We start from the raw sequence: 7,909 nt of genomic DNA, 5'->3' as shown, positions 1-7,909 counted from the left end.
TTGCCGTTTCAGTGGTGCGTATCTTAATGATTCAAACCACCGTGTCAACCGTTATTTTTAATTTTTTTCCTTTAAAATCAATCACTTACAAGACTTTAAAAGAAACCAAACTTCGGTTGATTTCCCTGCCGCCTCAGCAGCAGGGAGGCGTATATTAAGGATTTAATTACCCACGTCAACACCTTATTTGAAAATAAGTTAAAACCTGTACCCTAAAGTGACGTCAACCAGGGGCACAGCTTCAATCTTGGGATTAAACGCGCTGACGAGGTTCAGTCCACCATCGCATTCCTCGACGGCCAGCAGTGCATACAATGCACCTACTCCAACCCCAAGACCGACGATAAAGCCCCCATCATTTATATACCTGGCTCCCACTGCTGAAGCCGCACCCAAACCCCACAATCTGCTTTCACAATTCAGATCAAGCTCAAGACTCTCACCATTAGCTTGAAAGGTTCCTATAGAAGAGGAGACATATGCTTCGAAACGCTCCCGCTTGATAAAATCAAATTCCAGCTTGAGACCAACGGAGGTCAATGAACCGAGCTGCTCACCAACCGATACATTTACATAAGTTACAGAAGGACCAAATGAAATTCTTCTACTTAGATCCAATTGATAACCCACATTATAGATCCCCCAGCCTAATCCACTTACATTACTTCTAAGCTCACCAGCTTCGCTATTTATGAAATACACCATCATAAAGCAGGCCATCAAGTATCGACTTCCTTTCAACTCTTCACTCCCAAAAAAAGCCTATCGAAGTAGGCTTTATTAAAATTATCTTTTTGACATAAAAGACATCAACTAAATTTGACGCCGATACGAAATACAACCAATTCAACGCGCATAGGGCTTAAATCACTTTAAAATTACCCAGGCAATCTTTTTCTTACCGGCTTGAATCAGGTAACGCCCTGGCGTCAATTTCAAAGAAGCTTCAACCGTATTCCACTCGACCTTTACCCGACCGTTTTTCAACATGTCCTTCGCTTGAGCTGAGTTACTGGCAAGTCCGGCCTTATTAATAACGGCACCGATGGGCAGGTCCGCCTGGCCTTCCAGATCAACTTCGACCTCTGGGGTGCCCTCTGGAACTTCACCGTCCTGGATAATATTGCCGGCACCTTTGTGCGCGCTTGCTGCCGCCTCCTCACCATGAAAACGAGCCACCAATTCGCGTGCAAGCTCTATTTTAATGTCACGAGGATTGGCGCCACCTTCGACATCGGCCTTTAACTTGCTGATATCTTCCAGTGATTTAAAAGATAACAGTTCATACCACCGCCACATAAGAGCATCGGGAATGGAGACAATCTTCTGGAACATGGTTCCCGGCGCTTCAGCAATTCCGACATAGTTACCTAAAGATTTGGACATCTTCTTTTCGCCATCCAAACCTTCCAGCAGCGGTGTCATGATCACAACTTGCGGGTCCTGACCTTCACCCTTCTGCAGCTCACGCCCCATCAACAGGTTAAACTTCTGGTCGGTGCCACCCAGCTCGATGTCGGCTTCCAACGCCACGGAATCGTAGCCCTGAACCAAGGGGTATAGGAATTCATGGATAGAGATCGATTGGTTGGCTTTATAACGTTTTTTGAAATCATCTCGCTCAAGCATGCGGGCAACCGACTGCTTGCCAGCCAGCTTGATCATGAAGTCCGCTCCCAACTTGCCAAACCATTCAGAATTAAAACGGACCTCTGTCTTGGCAGGGTCCAATATCTTAAAGACCTGCTCTTTATAGGTTTGGGCGTTCGCCTCTATTTCTTCCGGGGTTAATGGCGGTCGTGTAGCGCTCTTACCGGTTGGATCTCCGATCAAGCCAGTGAAGTCACCAATCAGGAAAATAACAGTGTGACCCAAGTCCTGAAACTGGCGCATCTTGTTCATTAATACGGTGTGACCTAAATGCAGGTCCGGCGCCGTTGGATCAAAGCCTGCTTTAATACGCAGCGTTTTGCCAGATTTGATCTTTTCAACAAGCTCATCATCGACCAAAATCTCTTCCGTTCCACGGCGAATTTCGGCCAGTGTTTGCTCCAGGTTCATGGAGTCTCCTTAAACAATTTCTACATTAATAAACTGGTTGATTATATCAGTATGTGCTATCAGTTAGCACAATTACCTTAAAAAGCTGATAAAATACATTAAGTATCGGCGTTAACTGTTGCATTAATCATGACTATTCAAATTTTTAAGAAAACAGAGCTGTTCCCGCGTACGCATTTTCTCGCGTTAGCCGCCTGCTCCGTTCTGGTATTGCTTGTCGCACTCTGGCCGTCACAGGGCCGGTCGGTTGTTGTCGAAGTACCAGCCCATATCGTCATTCCTGAACCCGAGGTTCTCGATGACGAGCAGCTCCTGCTATCCACCAGCGAAATCGTCAAATCCGGGGATACATTATCCACCGTTTTTGAACGTTCCGGAGCCGGAGTCTCTATTCTTTATAAGTTGATCAGCGATCCCGAAATCAAGAAGCCTATTGAGAAAATTTACCCGGGTCAGGAATTCATCTTCCTGTTTGACAACGAGTCCATCCTGAAACAGATCAGTTTCAATGAATCACCAATCCTGTCCTACCAAATCGACATCAATGAAGATCGAACGGCGCAAATCAGCAAAATAGAACGAACACCGGAAATCCATACCAAGTACGCCAAGGCGGTCATCTCCGATTCACTGTTTATGGCAGGCTTAAACGCGGGTCTGTCAGACAACATGATAATGCAGTTAGCCACAATCTACGGCTGGGATATCGATTTTGCGTTGGATATCAGAGAGGGTGATGAATTCTCCTTGCTCTATGAAGAAAATTACCTGAACGGCGAAAAACTCAGTGACGGTCCAATTATCGCAGCAAAGTTCATTAACAATGGTCGCGAAGTTACGGCAATTCGTTACACTGATGCGTCCGGGCGTACGGATTACTTCTCGCCTGACGGCAATAGCATGAAAAAAGCATTCTTACGAACACCATTAGATGTATTCAGAATTTCTTCCAGCTTTAACCCTAAACGAAAGCACCCTGTTTTAAATAAGATTGTGGCACATAAAGGAACAGACTACGCTGCACCGGTGGGCACCCCGATTAAAGCCGCAGGTGATGGAAAGATCATCAAAGCTAATTATTCGTCCACGTTTGGTAATGTGGTGGTTATTCAGCATGGCGAAAGCATCCGCACACTGTACGCTCATATGAGTAAGTTCTCGAAGTACACAAAGGTCGGAAACCGCATAAAACAAGGTCAGATTATAGGCTATGTGGGGGCAACAGGGCGCGTGACCGGCGCTCACTTGCATTATGAATTCCAGGTGAATGGCGTCCATAAAAACCCACAAACCGTTAGACTGCCGACCGCGCAGCCGTTGGCAAAAGAATTCAAAGCGGATTTTGACAACTACGCCTCGAATGTGATCGGTCAGTTAGGCGTCTATGACCAAGCCTATGCAAACAACCTGTTGCAAAGCTTCGAATAGTTTTAATCTGGTTTTTCAGAAGTACTCGTAGCCCTGCTCCAGCAGGGCTTTTTCTTGCGCGGGACCATAGGGGACAGTATCAACAAAGGCAGGCAATTCACTTTTGGGAACAGATGCACCGCGTAACCAGGTTTCACAGATCTGAATATCAATGGCATTGAAGGCATCCAGACGGGCAGCTAGATCGACAAGTTCGCGATTCTGCTGATAGTTCTCACGTAAGAAAACCCGAGCCTCTTCACCATGCAAAACCAGCGCTAAAGGACGACTCGACGGAAAGTCACTTTGCTCCAACAGCAAGCTGTCAACTCGATGCAATATGTCACTTAACTCTGAAGGAGTATGAGCTTCAATCTGCGCGATGAAATCCGGTGCCTGAACATCCCCGGTATGAAGTGAATCTGCATTAACCGCTAACGGCCCAACCACGAGGACCATTGCGATCAGCAATTTACATAGAGAACGAGGAACCACAGCCACAGGTAGTCTCTGCCGCTGGATTTTCAATGATAAAACGGCTGCCTTCCAAGCTTTCCGTATAATCAACAGTAGATCCACCCAAATATTGCACGCTCAACGAATCAATGACGAATTTGATACCGCTCTTATCAATTAAGGTGTCGTCTTCGGCAGGCTCTTCATCGAAAGTAAAACCGTATTGAAACCCTGCGCAGCCACCACCGGTAACAAACACCCGCAGCATCAAATCAGGATTCTCTTCTTCCGCAACAAGTTCGCGGACTTTATTTATGGCAGCCGATGTAATAATTAATGGTTCCGCCATCGAAACAGTAGCTTCAGTCATTCAAAATACCCTCGAATTGAAGGGGAATTATCAATACCTGAGCAAAACAGTCAACTATTACACCCGACTTATACAAGATTATTTTGTTTCTGACGCCACCGAAGCGACTGGCGTTGGCTTTGTCAGCAGGTCCGGTTTGGACTTTTTGCCCTTCTCGCTAGGCACATGCAACAGCTTGCCATTGACCTTGGCGCCCATCACCATTTCCATCATAACGTAATGCACATCACCAGTGACCAGTGCATTTTTATTCAGCGTAATGTGATCCGATGAATAGACATCGCCTTTGACTTCGCCGTTTATCACGACATGCGGTGCGCGGATTTCCCCTTCAACGATGCCTTTGATGCCTATCGTAACTTCGGCATTACTGTCCGGGTCGGCCAGGATATTCCCCTTAACGGCGCCTTCTATCTGCAGAGCCTCAGATATGCGTATATCACCCTGAATTTCTGCTTTTGCTGTTATTAACGTAACGTTTTTGCCCACGGTTTTTTCACTGCCCCACATTAGTTCCGTTCTCCAAATCTGACCAGTTATAAGCTTTTTCCACACGCGCTGACTTTGTGCCAACCGACTGTGCGATCACCTGTATCTGATCAGGCGTAAAACCTTCAGGAAGGACGAGTTCGCCTTTAAAGTCCTGAAAGTAACGATACCTGAATTTGATATCGACCTCATTGATTTCAGACGACAATTCTTTTAACGGGAACGCGGCGACGGCCCCATTTTGTACGCCTAATACATTAATACCGACAAATCCGCGCAAATAATTAGTGTTATTACCAACTTGCGTCAGCATGACCTTAAACCGATAGCGGTTCTCAGCCGGCGTCGGCGTCAGGGTCACTTCCTGGATGGTCAATCCGGCGGAGTCGACCGAAGGCGACATTATGCCCTGATATAATGCAATTTCTTCTTCAAGCTGTGCTATTTGATCGCTCAATTCGCGATTAATCTGCCGTACGTCGTCAACAGAACCCTTATCGACAAACGCTGCGTTTTCCAATACGGCCACGCGCTGTCGCAACGCTTCTTCGCGGCTGGTGCTTTGCGTCACTTCCTGCAACAGCTGATTCCGCTGACTGATCAATTCCGCTTCTTCGCGGATACCACTGCGCTGACCATACCAGAAAGCAGCGTAGACCATGCCCACCACGACAACAACCATCGCAAACCGAAGTGCGGCGTGTTTCACCGGTGCATAAGGAACAACCCTATAGTTCGTTACCGCCGAGCCTTTAACCTTACTCATCTACGAGTCCCAGACCTTGTCTTCCACAAACCATAATCGCCGTACTGTAACAAATTGCATCATAAACGGGTATGATCAGTTTTGCTCAAACAACGTCACACTTCAGAGAACTCAGTGCGCTTTAAGAAACATTGGCAAATGGTCTTTTTTCAGGGCAACAGTTTAGCGCTGCTTTCCCTGCTCGGTATTCTAATCGGGATCGCAACGAGTTTGGTCATCGCCTGGTTCATGGTGGCGATTGACGCAGTCCTGGCCATTCTGCATGGCAACCCGGAAGCGGGTTTTAGCGGGTTTACCTTCTGGATGCGTCTCATTCTGCCAATCGCAGGCGCTGTCGTTCTCATCCTACTGGCGCGTCTGACCAAGAAATCTATACAAGAAGTGGGCATTGCCCATGTGATCGACCGTCTGCAGCGCGGGCGCGCAAAACTCCCCGTCATAAACAGCTTTTACCAGTTTTTCGCCGCACTTATCGCTCTGGCGAGCGGCTTCAGCATGGGCAAAGAAGGGCCTGCTGTTCATATTGGCTCAACCATCGCCAGCAAAATGGGGTACGAACTCAATCGTACCCCGAGCCAGTTGCGTCTATTGACCGGGTGCGGCACCGCCGCCGCTATCTCAGCCGCCTTCGGTACTCCGTTAGCGGGTGTGATGTTTGCGATGGAAGTTGTATTGATGGAATACAGCCTGAATGGTTTTATTCCAATTGTTGCTGCATCCGTCACCGCAGCGGCCATGACGCAGTTGTTTCTTGGAGATCATCCGGCTTTCTTTCAGATTGATGTCAAAGCAATTGAATACGCCGACGGGCCTTGGTTGTTGCTAACGGGGATAGCGACGGGCGTCGTCGCGGCGATCATGCATAAGCTGATCAAGCAATTCCTCAGCCTGAACCTGGTGCGAGTTGAGTACCGGTTCTTGCTCGCTGGGCTGATTACCGGATTACTGGGCGTGATGTTGCCACAGGTCATGGGCCTTGGGTACGACACCATGAACGCGATATTAACCGGCCAATTTGCCTGGTGGCTGTTGTTAGCGATACTGGTGGGCAAGCTTGTAGCAACGTCGGCAGCGGTCGGTCTGGGTATTCCAGCGGGCATTGTGGCACCTTCCCTGGTAATCGGCATGGCCACCGGCGCGGTGATTGGCTACCTTGCGCCGGGCGACGGAAACGATTCATTCTACGCGCTGATCGGTATGGCTGGCCTGATGAGCGCGTTACTGCACGCGCCCCTGGCCGCGCTAACCGCGGTGTTGGAATTATCATTGAGCGCGCAAATGATGTTTCCGGCCATGATTGTCGTGGTGTTATCAAACCTGACCTGTCAGGTTTTATTCCTGCAGCCATCGATCTTTCAAACCATGCTCGCGAACAAGGGCTTGCACATCACCACGCACCCCATGCGCAATGCTCTGGCCAGCCGATTCCTGACGGAAATCGCGACGGAACAGTTCTGCGTGATTTCCAGCAACATGGATACCCACGCGATAGAAGAGTTACTGGCGACCCACCGTCGGCTCGTTATATTCCGCTTCGGCACCAGCAGCTATTTATTGCCAATGAACACCCTGCAGAAACAGTTTGAACAGTGGACCCTGTTGGAAAACAGAGACAGTGTCGATCTGCTCGACTACCTGGCGAAAGTGATCCCTGATCGCAGCCGGATTGCCATCATCAACAATGACGTGTCATTGCTGGAAGGCATCAAGATATTACAAAGCGACGATGTGGTGGGCATACAGGTACCACTGGACGAATTCCGGATAGGCCTGGTCACACGCTCGAAACTCAGCGCCGTACTGACAACCGAAGGAGAACTGCACTAATGCTGTGGATTAAATCACTGCACATAATTTTTGTTATTACCTGGATGGCCGCCATTTTTTACCTGCCCCGATTGTTCGTGTATCACGCCATGTCTGAAGATCAGATCAGTAAGGACCGCTTTAAAATCATGGAGCGCAAACTTTATCGCGGCATCATGACGCCTTCGATGATTCTTGCGTTAATCTTTGGTGCTTGGCTGATCTACCTGGTTCCGGGTTATCTGCAAATGGGTTGGCTGCACGCCAAACTCACTTTCGTACTGGGACTGGTGGTTTACCATTTTTGGTGCGGCAAAATTCTGAACGATTTTAAAGACGACAATAATGTCAAAAACCACGTTTGGTTTCGCTGGTTCAATGAAATTCCCGTCATCGCTTTATTCGTGATTGTTATCATGGTTGTGGTAAAACCGTTTTAACAACTCTGCGGCGAATAGAACTTGCTCTGCGTTATTGATTTGGTACCTTGGCATCCTTCTGGGACGTGGTTTGCAATGAGAGTTTTTTGCGTCGAGGACGAAATCGACCCAGCG

9 protein-coding genes are annotated in these 7,909 nt (G+C 48.1%); 3 read left to right on the top strand and 6 right to left on the bottom strand.

The window, feature by feature from the left end; translation table 11 throughout:
• Positions 1-198 precede the first annotated feature (198 nt).
• Positions 199-741: a hypothetical protein gene (locus tag IYN85_RS22475; protein WP_196161205.1), complete on the bottom strand. Its 543-nt coding sequence runs from the start codon at positions 739-741 to the stop codon at positions 199-201.
• A gap of 126 nt (positions 742-867) precedes the next feature.
• The gene (gene tyrS / locus IYN85_RS22470) at positions 868-2,061 is read right to left on the bottom strand and encodes a tyrosine--tRNA ligase (protein WP_196161204.1); all 1,194 of its coding nucleotides are present in this window, start codon (positions 2,059-2,061) and stop codon (positions 868-870) included.
• 129 nt (positions 2,062-2,190) lie between these two features.
• On the opposite strand from tyrS, the gene IYN85_RS22465 reads away from it, so the two are divergent.
• Complete coding sequence (locus IYN85_RS22465) at positions 2,191-3,489, top strand: peptidoglycan DD-metalloendopeptidase family protein (protein WP_196161203.1); 1,299 nt, start codon at positions 2,191-2,193, stop codon at positions 3,487-3,489.
• Positions 3,490-3,504: 15 nt separating this feature from the next.
• Here IYN85_RS22465 and IYN85_RS22460 read toward each other — a convergent pair whose 3' ends face one another.
• The 4 genes from IYN85_RS22460 to IYN85_RS22445 form a co-directional block, all read right to left on the bottom strand.
• Positions 3,505-3,927, bottom strand: coding sequence for a hypothetical protein (locus IYN85_RS22460; protein ID WP_196161202.1), 423 nt, complete (start codon positions 3,925-3,927; stop codon positions 3,505-3,507).
• A 13-nt stretch (positions 3,928-3,940) separates the two neighbouring features.
• Positions 3,941-4,294 carry an iron-sulfur cluster insertion protein ErpA gene (erpA, locus tag IYN85_RS22455; RefSeq protein WP_196161201.1) on the bottom strand — a complete coding sequence of 118 codons (354 nt, stop codon included), beginning with the start codon at positions 4,292-4,294 and terminating at the stop codon, positions 3,941-3,943.
• A 78-nt stretch (positions 4,295-4,372) separates the two neighbouring features.
• Positions 4,373-4,804: a polymer-forming cytoskeletal protein gene (locus IYN85_RS22450; protein ID WP_196161200.1), complete on the bottom strand. Its 432-nt coding sequence runs from the start codon at positions 4,802-4,804 to the stop codon at positions 4,373-4,375.
• Entirely contained in the window at positions 4,791-5,549 is a 759-nt protein-coding gene (locus IYN85_RS22445) for a DUF6776 family protein (protein WP_196161199.1), read from the bottom strand. The genes IYN85_RS22450 and IYN85_RS22445 overlap by 14 nt, the downstream gene beginning before the upstream one ends.
• Before the next feature lie 114 nt (positions 5,550-5,663).
• Here IYN85_RS22445 and IYN85_RS22440 point away from each other — a divergent pair, with 114 nt between their 5' ends.
• Complete coding sequence (locus IYN85_RS22440) at positions 5,664-7,376, top strand: chloride channel protein (RefSeq protein WP_196161198.1); 1,713 nt, start codon at positions 5,664-5,666, stop codon at positions 7,374-7,376.
• The gene (hemJ, locus tag IYN85_RS22435; protein ID WP_196161197.1) at positions 7,376-7,795 is read left to right on the top strand and encodes a protoporphyrinogen oxidase HemJ; all 420 of its coding nucleotides are present in this window, start codon (positions 7,376-7,378) and stop codon (positions 7,793-7,795) included. Before IYN85_RS22440 ends, hemJ begins: the two co-directional genes overlap by 1 nt.
• The last annotated feature ends 114 nt before the right edge of the window (positions 7,796-7,909 follow it).

Source organism: Reinekea sp. G2M2-21, assembly GCF_015687175.1.
Taxonomy (GTDB): domain Bacteria; phylum Pseudomonadota; class Gammaproteobacteria; order Pseudomonadales; family Natronospirillaceae; genus Reinekea.
Note: the sequence above shows the minus strand (reverse complement) of the source record. Positions and strands in the feature narration are given on the sequence as shown.

Coding starts and splice junctions, on each gene's coding strand:
- tyrS (WP_196161204.1), bottom strand. CDS start 2,061: ATGAACCTGGAGCAAACACTGGCCGAAATTCGCCGTGGAACGGAAGAG.
- IYN85_RS22465 (WP_196161203.1), top strand. CDS start 2,191: ATGACTATTCAAATTTTTAAGAAAACAGAGCTGTTCCCGCGTACGCAT.
- IYN85_RS22460 (WP_196161202.1), bottom strand. CDS start 3,927: ATGGTCCTCGTGGTTGGGCCGTTAGCGGTTAATGCAGATTCACTTCAT.
- erpA (WP_196161201.1), bottom strand. CDS start 4,294: ATGACTGAAGCTACTGTTTCGATGGCGGAACCATTAATTATTACATCG.
- IYN85_RS22450 (WP_196161200.1), bottom strand. CDS start 4,804: ATGTGGGGCAGTGAAAAAACCGTGGGCAAAAACGTTACGTTAATAACA.
- IYN85_RS22445 (WP_196161199.1), bottom strand. CDS start 5,549: ATGAGTAAGGTTAAAGGCTCGGCGGTAACGAACTATAGGGTTGTTCCT.
- hemJ (WP_196161197.1), top strand. CDS start 7,376: ATGCTGTGGATTAAATCACTGCACATAATTTTTGTTATTACCTGGATG.